This window comes from Synechococcus sp. UW140, assembly GCF_900474295.1.
Classification (GTDB): domain Bacteria; phylum Cyanobacteriota; class Cyanobacteriia; order PCC-6307; family Cyanobiaceae; genus Synechococcus_C.
The window spans coordinates 101,944-120,378 of record NZ_UCOB01000025.1 but is presented as its reverse complement, the minus strand read 5'-3'; the positions used below and the strand labels follow the sequence as shown (position 1 = coordinate 120,378).

Genomic DNA, 18,435 nt, shown 5'->3' with positions numbered 1-18,435 from the left:
AACCAAGCACAGATGAAAGAAAAAATCATCTTTTATGCATTTAGCTCGCAGAGTTGGGATTCGTATTTCCCCATCATCAAGGAGATCTTGGCCCAAGAACCAAACGCAAAAAACTGGATGAGCGTTTGCGCACCTTGTGATCGCTATGAGTTCAGAAACGAGACCTCAAAAGATCTATTTGAATTTTTAAAGGGAAAATTCCGCAAGCCACGTGAAGACACGTTGCGCAATCCCAATGAGTACGAATACGCATTAGTCACCACCCATATCCCTGACGAAAGCCATGGATTAAACAATGGCTTGTATATCCATGTTCCGCATGGCTCTGCCTTTGGCAACAATATGGTTTCGGATTATTTATTGTCCTGCTATAAAGCCTCAAATATCTATTGCGGAGTATCACCAACAGAAGGAGAATATATCACCAACTCAATCGGCGAGATTGCAAGAAAAGAAGCACTATTTATTGCCACAGGATGCCCGAAAAACGATATCTTCTCTGACTACATATCCGGCTCACAAGAAAAAAGGCATCAAATAAAATATGAAATCAAACAAGCGATGAACATTTCCAGCGATAAAGCAGTGGTTTTTATTGCTTCTCACTGGACATCACGTGGAATCTTAAGACGATTTGGCACCAGTCTGATACAAGCATTGTCAACACTTGGAGACAAAGTTCATATCATTCAAGGTGCACATCCGAACTTATGGACGAATCACGTGAGTACTCAAACATCAGAATGGATCTATCGATCTCTCTGTCACGAAAGAGACAGAGGTGCGGCTTCGCTAAGCCTTGGAGTGAGTGATGCCAGTGCTCTTCTGGCTTCTGACATCGTCATCGGTGACATCAGCTCAATTGTGATCGAAGCAGCATTACTCGAGAAGCCACTTCTATTAAATATCAACAAAGACTCGTTTCGCAATAACCAGCTGTATGAAATCTACAAAAACATAAGCGTCCAATTTGAGGGTGCAGATGACCTGATGCAAGCATTTATGAATGGCGTTGAGTTTCCCAGCAATCGAGACAACATGCTCAAACAAGTAAGGGATTTGTTTGGCTATAATATTGGAAATGCATCAAAACAAGTCGCTAAGATTATCCTCAATGCTGCTTCTAACGTGAAGTCAACATCATCGGCATGAGTGATTGAAAGGCAATCTCAGCAACTTGTCGTCTCACCATGTCTGCCACGTGAATTGAGAGACCTAAACCTGCTCTAATTAGAGGCTTAAACGTCTAGAGGTCATAAATCTATTGAGCGACTGACCTGATCATGGCCATCAAGATCAAATGGCACAAGAGCACGATCCGCAAGCTGAGAGGCTCATCTCGAATAATCCGATCAAAAAATTGTAAGATCGTGACGGAGCTTGTGACTCTGCTTGAGTCAGATCAAGCCCGGCTTCAACGACTCAGGTTTTGATCGTGACGGTCTGACTCGGTAGGTCCCTTGTTGATAACGCCAATGCAGCTTCTTTTGGCCTCGCCACACAAACCAGACTAGATCTCTTTTGCTTTCGGTCAAACATCCTGAGAAGGTTCCGTTCTCAAAACCTTGGATGCCTTGGTAATGAGCCAAATTGTAGTGAGAGCACTGCGCCATCACGTCCTGATGGCTGGGCTTGTTGGCCGTCTCAAGCATGAAGCTGACGACAGCAGCCGTGAGCGCAACCTGAAGCCAAAACCGCCTTGCCAAGCTGTGACAGAAACATTCGCTCGATCTTCAGTCTAGATCGACCAAACAAACGACCCCATGGGGATCGCACCTGAGACAACTGAAACGGTGCTTAAGTAACGATGAATCCCTCAAACCACAACGACAGTTCTTGTCATAGGAGTCAGTTCAAATCATGGCCTATTTCACCTGGAAGGAAGCCGGTCTCACCAGCGACTGCGCCAGCCTCGAAGCCATGGCCGCCCGCTTTGAGGAAGCCGCCAGCCTGATGCGCAGGATGGCCAAGGAAGGGTTCCAGCTGGAACGCAGCAAAGGACTACAGCGCATCACCCATCCCACCCCAGACGTTTTTGATGCCTGGGGCTTCGTTAATGAGGAATCTCCAGAGCGTCAGCTCACCCTGATACCTGATCTTCCCCGCTGAGCCGCAAACGGTCACTGCTCACGGACGTAACCGACAATCCACACCACCACAAACGCCAACGACGAGACTCCGAGATAAATCAGGGCCCACTTCTGCAGGCTGGCCATCTCCCAGCCGAACAAAAGACCATCGGCCGCATCCCCGGCAGTGGTGAAGGCAAGGGTGAAGGCCATGGCCGGCGAAGAGCGAAGATCGCACCATGCTGATGCCTGGCCGTCCATGACCGTATTTCCCAAAACCGTGATGCTTCTAGGCAGCGGCGAACTGGGCAAAGAAGTGGTGATCGCTGCCCAACGCCTTGGCTGCCGGGTAATCGCCTGCGACCGCTATGCCCAGGCACCTGCCATGCAAGTTGCCGATCAAGCCGAGGTGTTCGCCATGACAGATGCCGCGGCCTTGCAGGACGTGGTGCGCCGCCACAAACCTGATGTGGTGATTCCCGAGATCGAAGCCCTGGCGGTCGACGCCTTGCAATCTCTCGAAGATGAGGGGATCCAGGTGATCCCCACGGCTAGAGCCACGGCGGTAACCATGAACCGCGACCGCATCAGGGATCTGGCCTCCGATGCACTGGGGCTGCGCACGGCCCGCTTCGCCTATGCCACCAACCTTGAAGAACTGAGATCAGCCGCCACTCCCCTGGGCTGGCCCGTGGTGGTGAAGCCGGTGATGAGCTCATCCGGCAAGGGCCAAAGCGTGGTTCACAACGCCGACGAACTGGAACAGGCCTGGCAGACCGCCGTCTCGGGAGCCAGAGGCAGCAGCGAGCGGGTGATCGTCGAGGAATTCTTGAACTTCGAATTAGAGATCACCTTGCTCACCATCCGCCAGGCCAACGGCCCCACCCTGTTCTGCCCACCGATCGGCCATGAACAGAGCGGCGGAGACTATCAGTGCAGCTGGCAACCCGCAGCTTTAAGTACCGCCCAACTGAACCAGGCTCAAACCATGGCTCGCACTGTCACCGACAATCTCGGCGGCGTGGGACTGTTCGGAGTTGAATTCTTTCTATGCGGCGATGAGATGGTGTTCTCTGAACTCTCGCCCCGGCCCCATGACACGGGTCTAGTCACGCTGACCAGCCAGAACCTGAGCGAGTTCGAATTGCACCTCAGGGCAGTGCTAGGGCTACCGATACCTTCAATCCAATGCCAAAGCCCCTCAGCGAGCCGTGTGATCTTGGCGGATGCCCAGCTGCCTAGCGTCCGTTATTCCGGAGTGGGAGAGGCCCTGGCAGAACCCGATAGCCAGGTGCTGTTGTTCGGCAAACCTGATGCTCGCCCCGGCCGGCGCATGGGGGTGGTGTTAGCCCGCGGCAAAGACGTCTCTGAAGCGCAGACCAAGGCTGACCGGGCAGCCGGCAGGATCAAGGTCATGCCCGGTTAACAAGGCTCAACGACGGCTGAGGAATCGGTAGTGCTGGAGACCCTCCAGCACTCCTGACATCGACTGACGGCTCGCGAAGAACACCCTTTGTTGATGGCGAAAGCTGTCCAGGCTGGGGTCGTGCTCCGCCAACACCACAGTGGCGGGGAGCCCCCGAACCAATTCACCATCACCCTGCTCACTGGCCACCACCAAGATGCGCTCGAGGGGAAGACCCCAACGGAGGGAAAGAAAACGAATCGCCTCGCTGCGCGAAGCCCGCATCGGCACCACATCCAAAAACCAATGGCAGCGCAGCGACGGACGCGCTGCCTGTTGACGCTGGCGCAATCGCTGGCGCACCAGAGGAAGGATCCCTTCTCCAGACTGACGGAGCAGGTAACTGACTTTGAAGTCCCCCTGATGTTCAGGTTCCTGCAGCTTCAAATGGGCTCCAAGATCCTGAAGGGTCGTTTCCACCCGCTCGCGGTTCCAATCCACCGCGATCATGCGCGACCACTCTGGATCGGAGCTGTTCTCCTGGCCATAAACGATCTCTGTGCCAGCTCGCGTGATCCACACGCCTGGATCGGGCAGATGTAACTCAGTGAACCGATGTCTGGCCACAGCCAATGACCGACCAGTGAGAATGCCAAGGGCACTTGGGCGTCCTGACCGAGCGTCCTTCTCCAGATGCTGGCGCAGAGCCACCAAGCCATCCCCAGCCGGCAGCTCGAGGCTGTGATCGAGATCGAGAAGGAGAAGGCGATCGGCCAGACGACTGGCAACTGCTGAAGAATCACCAGAGCGCGCCACGGCCGGCTGACGTGCCTCCAGCTTTCCTTGCATTAGGGCGAGATAGGAGCAGATATGGGCATCCCAACTGAAATGACGGCTGACGGCTTCAATGCCGTTGTCACGCCAGCGATGCCAACGGGCCTGATCCGCTCCAGCCTGTTCAAGACCGTCCTGCACCGCCTCGAGGTCAGTGACATCCACCAACAATCCGTTCTCGCAGCGGGCCAGGATGTCGCGCGGGCCTCCGTCATCAGTGGCCACCATGGGCAGACCACAGGCTGCAGCCTCAAGCAGGGTGAGCCCAAAGGGCTCGGTGAGAGCCGGATTCACAAACAGACCCTGACGCTGCGCCGCCCAGCGATAAATGGCGGGGATCTGCTCACGGCGATGTTGCTTCGGATAAGCCACCTGGCCGTAAAGGTCATAGCGATCAACCAGATCGAAAACCTGCTGGAACACATCCCGTTGCTGCTTCTCGAGCTGGCGGGGGTCCTCCCGGCAACCCAGCACGAGCACCAGATTGTGGCGTTCACGCAGGACGGCGGAACGTCCGAAAGCCTCAACCAATGCCGGAATGTTTTTACGTCGCACAGCCCGGGAGATCGCCAAGAGGGGCGGCAACTCCGGATGCCGTAAGAACGGCCCCAGCAGAGCATCCAATGCCTCGGCTTCTGCGCCGGTGGATTGGGGATGAAAACGACGGGCATCCACTCCAGGAGGAACCACCTCAGCGCGCTCAACCTGAAAACGGCCATAACGGGCGTACTGCTCCTGGACCTCTTGACGGGTACTGGTCACCACCAGATCCGCATGCGCCAAGGCCAGCTCCTCGGCATCGATACGACGACTAATCGAATACGACTGCTCAATCTGATCGTGATCGCCTCCTGCCGCGAGCAAGCGTCGCAACTTCTCGCGACCAAGGGAATGACCGGTGAACACCAGCGGGATTCCGAGGCGACGACTCACTAATGCCCCGACATATCCAGCATCGGCGTAATGAGCATGAATCCAGTCGGGTCGGTGCTCAGGCTGCTGCAGCCGGGCCACAAGCTGATCGGCCAGATCATCAAGATGGGGCCAGAGCTGCTCCTTGCGCAGATAACGACGCGGTCCGAAAGGAAAGCGCAGGATGGACGCTCCAGGAGCAATCTCCTCCTGTGGCTGTGCATAGTCCTGGGAGACCCGTCGGTCCTGAACCAAACGTGTCACCACTTCGACCCGTTCGACCTCCGGACGAGCAGCCAGGCCACGGGCCAGTTCAAGAACGTAGAGGGTCTGGCCACCGGTATCGGCATCACGGCCAAGCTCAAGATCACGGGAACGGAAGAGACCGTGCAGGTGTAGTTGCAACAACTTGAAGCCCACACTCACCCCTAATGCACAACGCGACAGACCAAAAGGCCTGATCAAGGGTTAGGGGCATCCACCATCAAAAATGTGAAAAAAAGCTGAGAAATCAACCGAACTCCAACAAAGAAATCTCGCAAATCCATGCCAGCACAGGCATTTCTGGGATTGATGTCAAAACAAGGATCAGTCTTAATGCTAAGCAAATGCAAACTTTCAGCGGTTGCCTGATCGACGCAAGTGGTTTAGTGACCGACGCAACTCATAGCTGGGAGGTGACATCCACCAAGGGAATGCGATCGCTGCCCCAACCTCCACGATCAAACCGAAAGGACGAGGCAGGCTGAAGCTGCTGATTGATCCAAGCCTCGATCAAGGGTGCCAACACGGGTGATGTTGTGGCTGTGCTGGGAGCACGCAGATTGAAATGCCCACCACCCGATGCCAAAACCAATCGGTGGCCATTGGCCAAAGGTCGACCGTTGCGCAGTGGGGTAACTGCTTCCGGACCGGAAGGCACCAACCAATCACTACTCCCACTCACCAAAAGCACCTTGGCCGTGAGCTCATGGCCGCTACCAGGATCAAACAAAAGACGCAAAGGCGGGCTAACCGCAACCGCCACCTTGATACGCGGGTCCCCCAAAGAACCATCCGAAGCCACTTTGAGCCAACTGCACTGGAGCAGCCAACTGAGGTTGCGTTCAGGATCTCGAGGATCCTGACAACGGGACATCAGCTGTTCATCGGTCGTGCGCAGACCAGCCACTTGCAACGTGGTGGTGGCTCCCCAGGAATGCCCCACCATCGCCACCGCATCGGTATCGAGCCCAACACCAGGCAAGAGATCACCGGCCGCCACCGCATCAATCAAGGCGGTTACATCGAGCGGCCTAAGACGCAACTCATCGGCTTGCGGTGGCGGCTGATCTCCCATCAGCATCGCCTGCTGCTGAGCCAGATCACTGCCTTGATGAACTGGCAATACCACCGTGTAACCACGGGACGCCAACCACTGCCCCCAACCCTCAAAACTGGCCGGTTCATCCCAGAGGCCATGGGAGATCACCACTAACTGACCATTGGCTTCAGCACTGGGCTGAAGGATCACCAGCTCAAGCGGCTGCGATCGATGGGCCGTCGCGATTGATGTCTGCATGCGCCTCCAGCCTCGCCGTTGCAACAGCTCGGCCGCGCGAGCAGCATCAACCGACTGCTCCTCTCGGCCAGCAGCGATCAGACGCTGAGCCGAACGCTGATGACGTGCCAAACGGTTGGCATAGAACACCAAGGCCTGCAGATCAATCGATGCCGTCGTTCCCGGCAGATGGCGCAGTAAACCAAGGAGATTGGGCTGGTCATCCCGGTAGGCCGCCTTCAGCGCTGATCTCAGATCTGCACCGGTGAGGGGACCCGACAGACCCTCAACATCCATCAGTTCTGAAGCCGCCAGTAGGGCCTGCTCAAACAAAGGCTGACCGGCCGATTCGCTGACGAAACCAACACTCTGCTCCGGCAGCGGAGCCGTCAGCATCTGCTCCAGAACCCGAGTCACCGCCCCCTCGCCAACGCGATCGAGCTCCGCGAGGTCTGGATTCGCCAGTAACAACTGCTGAGCCGTCTCCGCCTGCCCGAGCTCAAAGCTCACCTCGGTCTCCAACAGGGGCAAGATCATGCGCAAGCGTTCAAAAGCACGACTCGGCAGAGGCATCAGGGCAATCAGAACGCCGCTCAACGCCACCAGAGTGGACGTCAGCACACCATGCTTCGGAACTGTGATCACGCAGCCTCCGGAAGGATCTCCGCTGGATGTTGTTGAAGCACCTTGGCCAGATAACGACCCGTATGACTGGTCGGATGCTGGGCCACCTCCTCCGGCGTGCCACAGACCAGAACTTGGCCACCCTTGTCGCCCCCTTCAGGACCAAGATCGATCAACCAGTCGGAACAACGAATCACATCCAGATTGTGCTCGATGCAGATAATCGAATTGCCCTTATCCACAAGCCGCTGCATCACATCCATGAGCTTGTGCACGTCATAGAAGCTCAAACCTGTGGTTGGCTCATCGATCAGGTAGAGGGTCTTGCCAGTGGCCCGCCGGGACAACTCCGTCGCCAGCTTCACGCGCTGGGCCTCGCCGCCGGACAACGTGGGCGCCGGCTGCCCAAGTTTGACGTAGCCGAGCCCCACATCCACCAGGGTGCGCAGACGGTCCGCTGCCTGGGGGATCGCAGAGAACACTTCAGCGGCCTGCTCCACCGTCATCTGCAGAACGTCAGCGATGGTGTGGCCCTTGTAGGTGACCTGCAAGGTTTCGCGGTTGAAGCGAGCCCCTTTACAGACGTCGCATTGCACATAGACATCCGGCAGAAAATTCATCTCAATCACGTTCACGCCCTGCCCACGACAGGCCTCGCAGCGGCCACCCTTGACGTTGAAGCTGAACTGACCCACCTGATAGCCGCGGGCCTTGGCCTCCACCGTGGCAGCGAACACCTGACGAATCGGATCAAAAGCACCCGTGTAAGTGGCTGGATTAGAGCGAGGGGTGCGACCAATCGGTGACTGATCAATCACGATCACCTTGTCGATCGATTTGAGACCACGCAATTCACCCAAACCGGCTGGGAAAGGCACCTTGTGACCCAAACCGTTCTCCAGCGCGGGATGCAACAGCTCGTTCACCAGAGTGCTCTTACCGCTCCCGCTCACACCGGTGACCGAAACGAGCTTGCCAAGCGGAAACTCGACACTCACATCGCAAAGGTTGTTGCGCGTGCAATTGAGCAGCTTGAGGCTGCGGCTACCACCATGGCGCCGCTCTGCCGGCGTCGGAATGGATCGCCGACCGCTGAGATAGGCACCGGTGAGTGACTGCTCAGCCTCAAGCAGTTCCTTCAGATTGCCCTCAGCAACGATATGACCACCGTGCACACCCGCTCCAGGGCCGATATCAACCAAATGGTCGGCGGCCCGGATCGTGTCCTCATCGTGCTCCACCACCACCAGCGTGTTTCCCAGGTCGCGCAAACGATGCAGCGTGGCCAGCAGTCGATCGTTATCACGCTGATGCAAGCCGATGCTGGGTTCATCGAGCACATAGAGCACGCCGGTGAGTCCGGCACCGATCTGAGTCGCGAGCCGGATGCGCTGCGCTTCACCACCTGAAAGCGTCATCGCCGGGCGATCCAAACTCAGGTAGTCGAGGCCCACATCCAGCAGAAAGCGCAGACGCATGCGGATCTCCCGAAGCACCAGATCACCGATTTGCATCTGGCGAGGATTCAGCAGGGGCTCACATCCCTCGGAAGCCCCCACACCCATCAGCTGTTCAATTCTCTCCAGGGTCTGACCCACACTCACAGCCGTGAGCTCAGGAATCCTGAATGGGCCAACCTTGACTGCCAAGGCCTCTGGCCGCAGGCGCTGGCCAGCGCAACTGGAGCACGGCACCAGTTCGAGATACTTCTCCAACTTTTGGCGCTGGGCCTCACCGCTGGCATCGCGGAGTTGTCGCTCCAAGATGGGGAGAATGCCCTCGAATGGGCGCGTGTAGCCAGAGCTCTTGCGAAAGCGGCTATCGGCCTGGATCAGAATCGGTTCACGACTGCCATGCAGCAACACATCTCGCTGCTCATCTGTGAGCTCTTGCCAGGGGGTCTTGATCTCGAAGCCGAAGGCTTCGCCAACGGAGTACAGCAAAGAGAAGTAGTAGGAATTATCTTTCTCTGCCCAGGGAGCAACAGCGGCATAGACGGGCAAGGATGGATCGGGCACCACCCTCTCCGCGGTGAACTTGCGCAAATGACCGATGCCATGGCAAGCCTCACAGGCTCCATAAGGGCTGTTGAAGGAAAACAACCGTGGTGAAAGCTCTTCCATCACGGCGCCGTGAACCGGACACGCAAAGTTCTCGGAATAAAGACGCTCGCGTTCCAGACCTTCGGGAAGCTCTTCGCCTTTCTTCGGCACCACCTCCACTAAGGCCAAGCCGTCGCCGCGCTTCAACGCTGTGCGCAGAGAATCGGTGAGGCGTTCCTGGATTCCCTCCCGAGCCACCAAACGATCCACGACCACTTCGATGTTGTGGCTCTGGTTCTTATCCAGCTCAATGTTGTCGGCAAGCTCACGCACCTCTCCGTTGATGCGAACACGAGCAAACCCCTCAGCAGCCAAACCACTAATCAACTTGCTGTGGGTGCCCTTCTTACCGCGCACCACCGGTGCCAGCAGCTGATACCGGGTGGCCTCCGGCAAGGTGAGGATCTGATCGACCATCTCATCGATGGTCTGAGGCCGGATTGAACGCCCACACTTCGGGCAATGAGGCTCTCCTGCTCGACCGAAGAGCAAGCGCAGATAGTCCTGAATCTCAGTGACCGTTCCCACCGTGGAACGGGGGTTATGGCTAGTGGATTTCTGATCGATGGAGATCGCAGGGGAAAGCCCCTCAATCGCATCCACATCCGGCTTATCCACCTGTCCGAGGAACTGGCGGGCGTAGGCGGAAAGACTCTCCACGTACCGTCGCTGCCCTTCAGCGAAGATCGTGTCGAAAGCCAACGAGCTCTTACCGCTCCCGCTCACACCGGTGAACACCACCATCTTGTTGCGAGGGATGGTGACGTCGACGTTCTTGAGATTGTGCTGACGGGCTCCACGCACCCGGATCACACCTTCCGATGAACTTCCAGCAAGATTCACCGGAGGCCTGAACTCAGCATCCGTCGAGTTGGAAGCAACAGGCCGCATGCAGCGCTCGTCAGCAGCCCAGCAGTGTAGAGAGACTGACGGACCGATTGGTCAGGCCGCCCGCTGATCCAAAAGACTGGCGGCATAAGCACGCGCTTCACCAAGATCACCGCCGGCAAGCTCCGCCAGTTCCTGCTGCCTGGCCTGAGTGTCCCGCAGCTGGGACACTCGCGAACGGGTCTGACCGTCAACGACGGTTTTACTGACACGGAAATGGTGATCGGCAGCAGCAGCGACCAACGGTTGATGGGTCACACAGAAGACCTGTCGACGGCGAGCCATCGTGCGCAGCAAATCAGCCATCGCCCCACTGACGCGACCACTCACACCAGAGTCGATCTCATCGAAGAGCAAAGAACTGGAACCATCCACACCGGCAAGACAGGTTTTGAGCGCCAGCAGAAACCGAGACATCTCACCGCCTGAAGCCACTTCAGCCAGTGGAGCGAGAGCCTGACCGGGATTGGCGGAAAAGAGGAAATTGACGGCATCAGCACCTAGTTCACTGGGATCACAGGCTGTGATTGCCACTTGAAAGCGAACATTCGCCAACCCCATCGGCCGAAGGTGATTGAGCAGGTTCTGCTCCAGATCACTGGCAGCCTGCTCCCGCAACTGCGTCAAACGATGATTAGCCGCATCCCTTTCAAGACGTGCCTTGGTCTCATCGGCAAGCAACTGATCAAGAGCCGCATCTGCACCACCTTCTGTCAGCTGATCCCGCAGTGCATCGGTCAACCGACACAGACCCGCCAGATCCAAGCCATGACGACGCTCCAACCGCTTGAGCAGGGCAAGCCGATCCTGCAATTCACTCAGCCGGGCGGGATCACTATCGAGAACAGCTCCATAGCTCTCGAGCTCTCGAATCAGATCCCGTAATCCAGACTCCAAATCAAGGCATTGCCCACTGAGGGACTGCAAAGAAGGATCCAGCAGTTGCATCTGCTGGAGCTCATGGCAACAGGCCAACAAATGATCCATGGCGGACGGAGCCTGGTCGGCACCGTCCTGAAGGCGTCCGATCAATTGCGCCAGGCCCTCCTGCAGACGCACACCATGCACGAGGCGATCCTGTTCAGCACTGAGTTGTTTGAGCTCATCGCCATCGTTGAGGGCCGCGGCCTCCAGCTCCGCCAGCAACGCCTGACGTTCCTCCAGCTGCTCCTGCCACTGATCCGCCTGTTGACGCGCCTGGTCCAACAGCGCAGAGGCTTCTCGCCATTGAAGCCACGTGAGGCGCACCTGAGCTAAAGCCGATGCCAATGGTGCTGCCCCAAGCCGATCCAGCCAGCGACGTTGCTGACCCGGCCGAGCTAACTGCTGGGTCTGCCCCTGAACAGTGAGATCGATGAGCAGTGGCCGCAGCCCAAGCACCTGCTGGCGATTGACCGCCACACCGTTGATCCGAAAGCGACAGGAGAGACGCTCATCCTGTCGGCGCCACTCACGGCTCACCACCAGAGCATCAGACCCATCGTCGTCATCAGCGTCCCAAGCCAGTTGCTGCTGCTGTAACCAATCGATGACGCCATCACTGGGAGTGAAACGGGCTTCGATTCCGGCTCGTGGCTCACCACCACGCACTAAACGAGTGGCCGCTGTTCCCTGAAGTCCGCCGAGCACGGCATCAAGGGCGTCAAGCAACAGCGATTTACCAGCACCCGTTTCACCGGTCAGCACCGTGAAACCCGGCTCGAAATCAAGCTCCAGGCTCTCAATCAGAGCAATGTTGTGCAGTCGCAGACCGGCTAGCACGGCAGCTCCTGGTGATCGGATTGACCGTAGCGGCTGCTCAGCTCGTTTAGAAGGGGGTCACTGCCAACGCCGGCTGTGATCGAACAGGAACTAGGTGATTTCATCGAAGCCGCTGGTCTGCTCAGCTATGACCCAGCTGCGATCACACGCATTTATGCCGGTCACCCCCAACGGCTGCTGCGAAGGCTGTGGCAAACCCTATTACCCATCGGCCTACTTCTGCTGGGATTAGCGACTGATTGGGTTCTGGGTCTGTTGAAGAGTCCTGAACGAGCCCGTAACCGTGCAAAAGAATGCGCCGAACTGTTGGTCGAACTGGGGCCTGCCTTTATTAAGGCTGGACAGGCCTTGTCCACGCGTCCAGACATCATTCCCCCCGTTCTGCTGGAGGAACTAGCCCAACTACAAGATCAACTGCCTGGATTCGACAGTGATCTGGCGATGGCGTGCATCGAAGAGGACCTTGGCGCTCCAATCGAAGAAATTTTCAAGGATCTCGAGCGTGAGCCAATTTCCGCGGCCTCTCTCGGCCAGGTGCACCGCGGTGTGCTGATGAGCGGCCAGGCCGTCGCTGTGAAGGTGCAACGACCGGGTCTACGCGAGCAAATCACTCTGGATCTCTACATCGTTAGGAATATCGCCGCCTGGCTGAACAGCAATATCGGCCTAATCCGCAGTGATCTGGTGGCTCTGATCGACGAACTAGGTCGACGGGTGTTCGAAGAGATGGACTACTTGAACGAGGCAGCGAACGCCGAACGATTCCGCGAACTGCACCACCAAAATCCGCGCATCGCCGTTCCTGCCATCTATCAGGACTCCACCAGTCGCCGGGTGCTGACGATGGAGTGGATTGACGGCGTGAAACTGACCAATCTCAGTGCCGTGCGCGCCCTCGGCATCGATCCAGATGACATGGTCGAAGTGGGCGTGAGCTGCAGCCTGCAGCAATTACTGGAACATGGTTTTTTCCATGCCGATCCACACCCAGGCAACCTGCTAGCCCTCGAGGACGGCCGCCTCTGCTATCTCGATTTCGGAATGATGAGTGAGGTGAGCCGAGAATCGCGCACCGGCTTAATCCAGGCTGTTGTGCACCTGGTGAACCGCAATTTCGCTCAGCTCTCCAAAGATTTCGTCACCCTCGGTTTCCTCGCTGAAGATGTGAATCTCGAACCGATCGTTCCGGCCTTCGAATCGGTGTTCAGCCAAGCCCTGGAAATGGGGGTCAACCGCATGGACTTCAAGAGCGTCACCGACGACATGTCGGGGGTGATGTACAAATTCCCATTCCGGGTGCCGCCCTATTACGCCCTGATCATCCGCTCATTGGTCACGCTGGAGGGCATTGCCCTGAGTGTGGATCCAGAGTTCAAAATTCTTGGGGCCGCCTATCCATATTTCGCCCAGCGCCTGATGGAGGACCCGGATCCCCAGCTGCGTCAAAGCCTCAAGGAAATGCTGTTCGACGGTGAAGCCTTCCGCTGGACTCGGCTGGAGAATCTGGTGGCCAGTGCAGCCAGTCAGGCCCAACTCGATTTAGACACCCTTCTGGATCAAGTGCTGGATTTTCTTTTCTCCGCCAACGGCGGCATGTTGCGTACCCAGTTGGTGGAGGCCGTGGTGGAGCGACTCGATGCTCTTGGCTGGCTGACCGTTCAACGTCTCGGACGCCAACTTCCGCGCGCTCTGCAACCAGCGCTGATCAGCAACACGACCAGCTGGGGCATCGAACAAGAACAGTTGCTTGACCTCGAACCAATCCGGCAACTCCTGATCGTGTTGCAGCAATTACCGGGCTTCAGCCCCGATCTTGTCCTCAAACGTCTGCCGCGATTAATACGCGAACCGGATGCCCGCCGGATGGGAGCACAAGTAGCGAAGGGACTGGCCGAACGCGGAGTTGTCCGCCTAGTGAAGGTTGCAGCTGGAATCCCTGCCTAAATTTCACAGACAAAGAAAAGGCCATGCGCCAGTCAGCTGTGAATCATTCGTCCAAGACGCGTCGCCGCCGGCTGCTGGCACTGTTCACTGGCGTGGGAGTAACTCTGACCGGCCTTGGTGCCATCGTCAGCCCACCCAGCCAGGCCGCCAAGGATGTTGCCCTGGTGAGTGGAGCCTTTCGTCGTTCGATCTCCGTGGCCGATCTTGCCTACCTGGCTGAGACCGGTAAGCCCAGAGGACTGATGGTGGATATCCTCCGCCTGAGCAAACAGGATCCTGAAGACGTGGCCAAACTGCTCAATCAGGAACTGAATCTGCCCCTTGTACTCACCAGTCGCCTGATGTCGACGCGAATCGGTGATGTGATCATCCGCCGGGTGGCGCGAATCATCTATCCGCTGATGGTTCCTGCACCGGAAGTGAGCGTGCCTGCAATCAGAGCCGGAGTGATCAACGGCCTACAAATCGGAGACGGAGGCCTAACAGCCATCAAGTTTCTAGAGGCCTACCCGGCTGAAGTGATGGAGGTCAACATCCCGGCGTTGATGGCAGTGATTGAAAAGGCTCAATCAATTTCAGGTCTGGTGCAATTCTTCTCAGAATCCCCACTCGACGGCCTGAAGGACGCCCAACCCTGAGACATAGATTCCTCTGGTCCCTTGCCATTCGCCGGTGTCTCTGCTGCAGAACCTTCGCAGGCGTCTGATCACCGGACCCGTAATGCAGGACTGGCCCGGCCTGATTGAAGCCTATCGAGGCTGGTTGCCGGTTTCAGATGCCACGCCGGTGGTGACCCTGCATGAAGGTGCCACTCCCCTCATTCCCGTCCCTTCTGTTGCCGAACGGATTGGTCGAGGCGTCAAGGTGTTCGTCAAATACGACGGTCTCAACCCCACCGGCTCCTTCAAAGACCGGGGCATGACCATGGCAATCAGCAAAGCCAAGGAAGTCGGCTGTGAAGCAGTGATCTGCGCCAGCACTGGCAACACGTCCGCAGCTGCAGCCGCCTATGCAAGGCGTGCCGGGATGCGGGCATTTGTCTTAATCCCAGATGGCTATGTCGCCCAGGGAAAACTGGCCCAGGCTCTCGTCTACGGAGCTGAGGTCCTGGCGATCCGTGGCAACTTCGACCGTGCTCTCGACATCGTGAGGGAAGCAGCCGAAAGCTATCCGGTCACCCTGGTGAACTCGGTGAACCCCTACCGTCTGCAGGGTCAAAAAACCGCTGCTTTTGAGGTCATTGATGCCCTTGGAGATGCCCCCGACTGGCTTTGCATTCCGATGGGGAATGCCGGCAACATCACGGCGTATTGGATGGGCTTCCAGGAGTACTACCAGGCCGGCCACAGCCGCACACTGCCCCGAATGATGGGTTTCCAGGCCAGCGGATCAGCTCCTCTCGTCCACAACACCACCGTGGAGGATCCCAACACGATCGCCACCGCGATCCGAATCGGTAACCCAGTGAACCGAGCCAAGGCACTCGCCGCCCGCGAAGGCAGCAACGGAGCCTTCCTCGACGTGACGGACGCTGAAATCATCGAGGCCTACAAGCTGCTGGGTGGCCAAGAAGGGATCTTCTGCGAACCAGCCAGCGCTGCCTCCGTCGCAGGTTTACTGAAGCGGGCTGCTGAAGTGCCTGAAGGCGCCACGGTGGTGTGTGTACTGACCGGCAATGGGCTCAAGGATCCAGACTGTGCGATCAACAACAACGACGCAGCCTTCCATACCGATCTGGATCCCAATCTCGACACGGTCGCCAAGGTGATGGGTTTCTGAGCCGAGCGGCTCTGGATCAATCTCTCGATCTGGCCCCTCTGCGTAGGGGCTTTTTGATGGGTCAACGTCCCTCTTGGAGGTTGCTCTTCGGCGAACCAGCCGACAAAGCGGCTGCGGAAGACGCCAGAAAAGCCACCAAAAAATGGTGGAAAACGCCTGCCAACTCCCCCCGCTTCGACAAGGGATTCTTTCCCCAGGTTGTGGAAGCTGTGCAAAACGAGAGGTTCTCCGCATTCGCTGAAGCCACTTCCCCAGGCCTGTGAAAGCAACCAATCAGGATCCAACTGGATTCTGAACGGTTTTCCACGCTTTCCCCAGGACCGACTACGGCTGTTTTGTTTGGTTTTAAAAATCATCAAATCCAAGAGACGGATGATGCCGATCCAGATGCTCTTGCCGTTGCACATCTCCTCAGCCTGTGAAACCGTGGGAGCTCCTCAGGACACTTGGTCGGGACGTTGACTCCATGAAACTGGTCTGTTCCCAGGCGGAGCTCAATACAGCCCTCCAACTGGTAAGCCGTGCTGTGGCATCTCGCCCAACCCACCCCGTGCTTGCCAATGTTCTGCTCACTGCCGATGCAGGCACGGGTCGCCTCAGCCTGACCGGATTTGATCTCAATCTCGGCATTCAGACTTCGCTATCGGCATCGGTTGAAGCGAGCGGCGCCGTGACACTGCCTGCCCGTTTGCTAGGTGAGATCGTTTCACGGCTTTCTGTTGATTCACCAATCACCCTGGCCACGGATGAAGCATCCGAGCAGGTCGAGCTCACCAGCTTGAGCGGCAGCTACCAAATGCGCGCTATGCCGGCTGATGAATTTCCTGATCTGCCGCTGGTTGAAAACGGCACCGCTCTGCGTGTGGATGCAGTCTCGCTGGTTCAGGCTCTGCGAGGAACGTTGTTTGCGAGTAGCGCTGACGAAGCAAAACAGCTCCTCACCGGTGTTCACCTCCGCTTTGAAGGGCGTCATCTCGAAGCGGCGTCTACCGATGGCCACCGCCTTGCCGTGCTGACGGTGAAGGATGCGTTACAGGACGATCCAACGGCCGCTGGATCAGCGGAGGGGATGACTTCTGACGATGGATCTCTTGCCGTTACCCTGCCAGCTCGTTCCTTGCGTGAGGTGGAACGTCTGATTGCTGGCTGGAAAAGTGATGATCCAGTCACGCTCTTTTATGACCGCGGCCAGGTGGTTGTGCTCGCTGCTGACCAGATGGTCACGAGCCGCACCCTGGAAGGCACCTATCCGAATTATCGGCAGCTCATCCCCGATGGGTTCACCCGCACGATTGATTTGGAACGCCGTCCATTCATGGCGGCCTTGGAACGGGTGGCTGTGCTTGCTGATCAGCACAACAATGTGGTGAGGATCAGCACGGATCCCACTGCGGGTCTGGTGCAGATCAGTGCTGATGCACAGGATGTGGGTAGTGGATCGGAATCACTACCTGCCACGCTCACTGGAGAGGCTGTGCAGATTGCCTTCAATGTGCGCTATGTCCTCGATGGCCTCAAAGCCATGGAAGGAGATCGGATCTCGCTCCAGTGCAATGCCCCAACCACCCCGGCGATCCTCACACCCGCCGATAATGCAGCAGGCTTCACCTATCTGGTGATGCCCGTTCAGATCCGCAATTGACACCCTCGAACGACCGTCACCGTGGAGCTTCCGGATCAGGTCCTGTTGAGTGATCTGCTGCACCACAGGGTGCGTTGTGATCAGGGTATCGATCATGGAGCTGGTGTGATGGCTTGGATGCATCCGCCAGTGCATCGATTGCTTGGTTGGGTGAGCCGTCCTTCTGCCCTTCGCAACAGTCGGGATGTTTGGCGTCTGGATCAATGGCGTGGCATCACCGACCAGGAAGTGTTTGTGAAAGGGCTTCCCTCGGTCAGTGATCAGCTCACCTTGGAGCGGCTTCCGACTCTGATTGATGCTGATTTGGTGGATCGGCATGGTGAGCGTCTTGGTCAGATTGCCGATCTCACGTTCGTGCCTGCCACCGGCAAGATCCTCCACTACCTCGTGTCTCGAAGCGATCCGCGTCTTCCTGGTAGCAGTCGCTGGCGGTTGACGACGGATCGGATTCTCGATCAGCAGCCGGGGTTGGTCACCACCGGGCTCTCTGCTCTCGATGACCTACCGCTTGCACGCTCAAGCGTCCGTCAGGACCTGCTGCGTCGATCCAAGCATTGGCGTGAGCAGATTCAGCAAATTGGAGATCGGGCCGGTGAGCGCTTGGAAGGCTGGCTGGAAGAGCCTCCTTGGGATGGCACCGCTGGTTGGGTGGAGCGTGATCAGGCCAATCCAGAACATTGGGATGACTCCGGTGATTGGCAGGGTTCCTATGCCGCGGCACCTGAGTCCGATCGGGATCAGACAGCTGGATTTGCGTCGCCTCTCGAGTCTCTCAATGAGGATCGTGATGATCCTCTCAATGGTTGGGATGAGTCTGATTGGAGAGATGATCCCCCTCGCTCCAGGCGACCTCGCCGGGGTCCCCCCCATTCGTCCGCTCCAGATCCGCTGGAGGAGTCGGATTCTGATCCCTGGGTCTGAGACCACAGTCGGCA

The 18,435-nt window shown here is 57.4% G+C and carries 13 protein-coding genes; 8 read left to right on the top strand and 5 right to left on the bottom strand.

Annotated elements, in window-relative coordinates; all coding sequences use genetic code 11:
• Nucleotides 1-12 precede the first annotated feature (12 nt).
• Both DXY10_RS10340 and DXY10_RS10330 read left to right on the top strand, forming a co-directional pair.
• Nucleotides 13-1,152 carry a CDP-glycerol glycerophosphotransferase family protein gene (locus DXY10_RS10340; protein ID WP_115019057.1) on the top strand — a complete coding sequence of 380 codons (1,140 nt, stop codon included), beginning with the start codon at nt 13-15 and terminating at the stop codon, nt 1,150-1,152.
• 708 nt (nt 1,153-1,860) lie between these two features.
• Nucleotides 1,861-2,109, top strand: coding sequence for a hypothetical protein (locus DXY10_RS10330; RefSeq protein ID WP_115019054.1), 249 nt, complete (start codon nt 1,861-1,863; stop codon nt 2,107-2,109).
• Nucleotides 2,110-2,120: 11 nt separating this feature from the next.
• Here DXY10_RS10330 and DXY10_RS10325 read toward each other — a convergent pair whose 3' ends face one another.
• A complete protein-coding gene (locus tag DXY10_RS10325; protein ID WP_115019052.1) occupies nt 2,121-2,282 on the bottom strand; it encodes a cytochrome B6 in 162 nt (53 codons plus the stop codon).
• 46 nt (nt 2,283-2,328) lie between these two features.
• Here DXY10_RS10325 and purT point away from each other — a divergent pair, with 46 nt between their 5' ends.
• Nucleotides 2,329-3,495 (top strand): formate-dependent phosphoribosylglycinamide formyltransferase, encoded by a 1,167-nt coding sequence (gene purT / locus DXY10_RS10320; RefSeq protein WP_244282235.1) that lies wholly within the window; start codon nt 2,329-2,331, stop codon nt 3,493-3,495.
• A 6-nt stretch (nt 3,496-3,501) separates the two neighbouring features.
• Here the strand turns inward: purT and DXY10_RS10315 are convergent, their stop codons facing one another.
• The 4 genes from DXY10_RS10315 to recN all read right to left on the bottom strand — a co-directional run bounded on the left by DXY10_RS10315 (nt 3,502) and on the right by recN (nt 12,135).
• A complete protein-coding gene (locus DXY10_RS10315) occupies nt 3,502-5,640 on the bottom strand; it encodes an HAD family hydrolase (protein ID WP_115019186.1) in 2,139 nt (712 codons plus the stop codon).
• Nucleotides 5,641-5,884: 244 nt separating this feature from the next.
• Complete coding sequence (locus DXY10_RS10310) at nt 5,885-7,405, bottom strand: esterase (protein WP_170955798.1); 1,521 nt, start codon at nt 7,403-7,405, stop codon at nt 5,885-5,887.
• Nucleotides 7,402-10,377, bottom strand: a complete 2,976-nt coding sequence (gene uvrA / locus DXY10_RS10305) for an excinuclease ABC subunit UvrA (RefSeq protein ID WP_115019049.1) — start codon at nt 10,375-10,377, stop codon at nt 7,402-7,404. The genes DXY10_RS10310 and uvrA overlap by 4 nt, the downstream gene beginning before the upstream one ends.
• Before the next feature lie 51 nt (nt 10,378-10,428).
• Nucleotides 10,429-12,135 (bottom strand): DNA repair protein RecN, encoded by a 1,707-nt coding sequence (gene recN / locus DXY10_RS10300; protein ID WP_115019047.1) that lies wholly within the window; start codon nt 12,133-12,135, stop codon nt 10,429-10,431.
• Nucleotides 12,136-12,210: 75 nt separating this feature from the next.
• Here recN and DXY10_RS10295 point away from each other — a divergent pair, with 75 nt between their 5' ends.
• The 5 genes from DXY10_RS10295 to DXY10_RS10270 all read left to right on the top strand — a co-directional run bounded on the left by DXY10_RS10295 (nt 12,211) and on the right by DXY10_RS10270 (nt 18,421).
• Nucleotides 12,211-14,079: an AarF/ABC1/UbiB kinase family protein gene (locus DXY10_RS10295; protein WP_115019046.1), complete on the top strand. Its 1,869-nt coding sequence runs from the start codon at nt 12,211-12,213 to the stop codon at nt 14,077-14,079.
• Nucleotides 14,080-14,117: 38 nt separating this feature from the next.
• On the top strand, nt 14,118-14,717 hold the full coding sequence (locus DXY10_RS10290; RefSeq protein ID WP_244282233.1) for an alpha/beta hydrolase: 600 nt from the start codon (nt 14,118-14,120) through the stop codon (nt 14,715-14,717).
• An 82-nt stretch (nt 14,718-14,799) separates the two neighbouring features.
• Nucleotides 14,800-15,858: a threonine synthase gene (thrC, locus tag DXY10_RS10285; protein ID WP_115019042.1), complete on the top strand. Its 1,059-nt coding sequence runs from the start codon at nt 14,800-14,802 to the stop codon at nt 15,856-15,858.
• 466 nt (nt 15,859-16,324) lie between these two features.
• On the top strand, nt 16,325-17,500 hold the full coding sequence (gene dnaN / locus DXY10_RS10275; RefSeq protein ID WP_115019039.1) for a DNA polymerase III subunit beta: 1,176 nt from the start codon (nt 16,325-16,327) through the stop codon (nt 17,498-17,500).
• Nucleotides 17,501-17,521: 21 nt separating this feature from the next.
• A complete protein-coding gene (locus DXY10_RS10270; RefSeq protein WP_115019037.1) occupies nt 17,522-18,421 on the top strand; it encodes an RNA methyltransferase in 900 nt (299 codons plus the stop codon).
• Nucleotides 18,422-18,435: the final 14 nt, after the last annotated feature.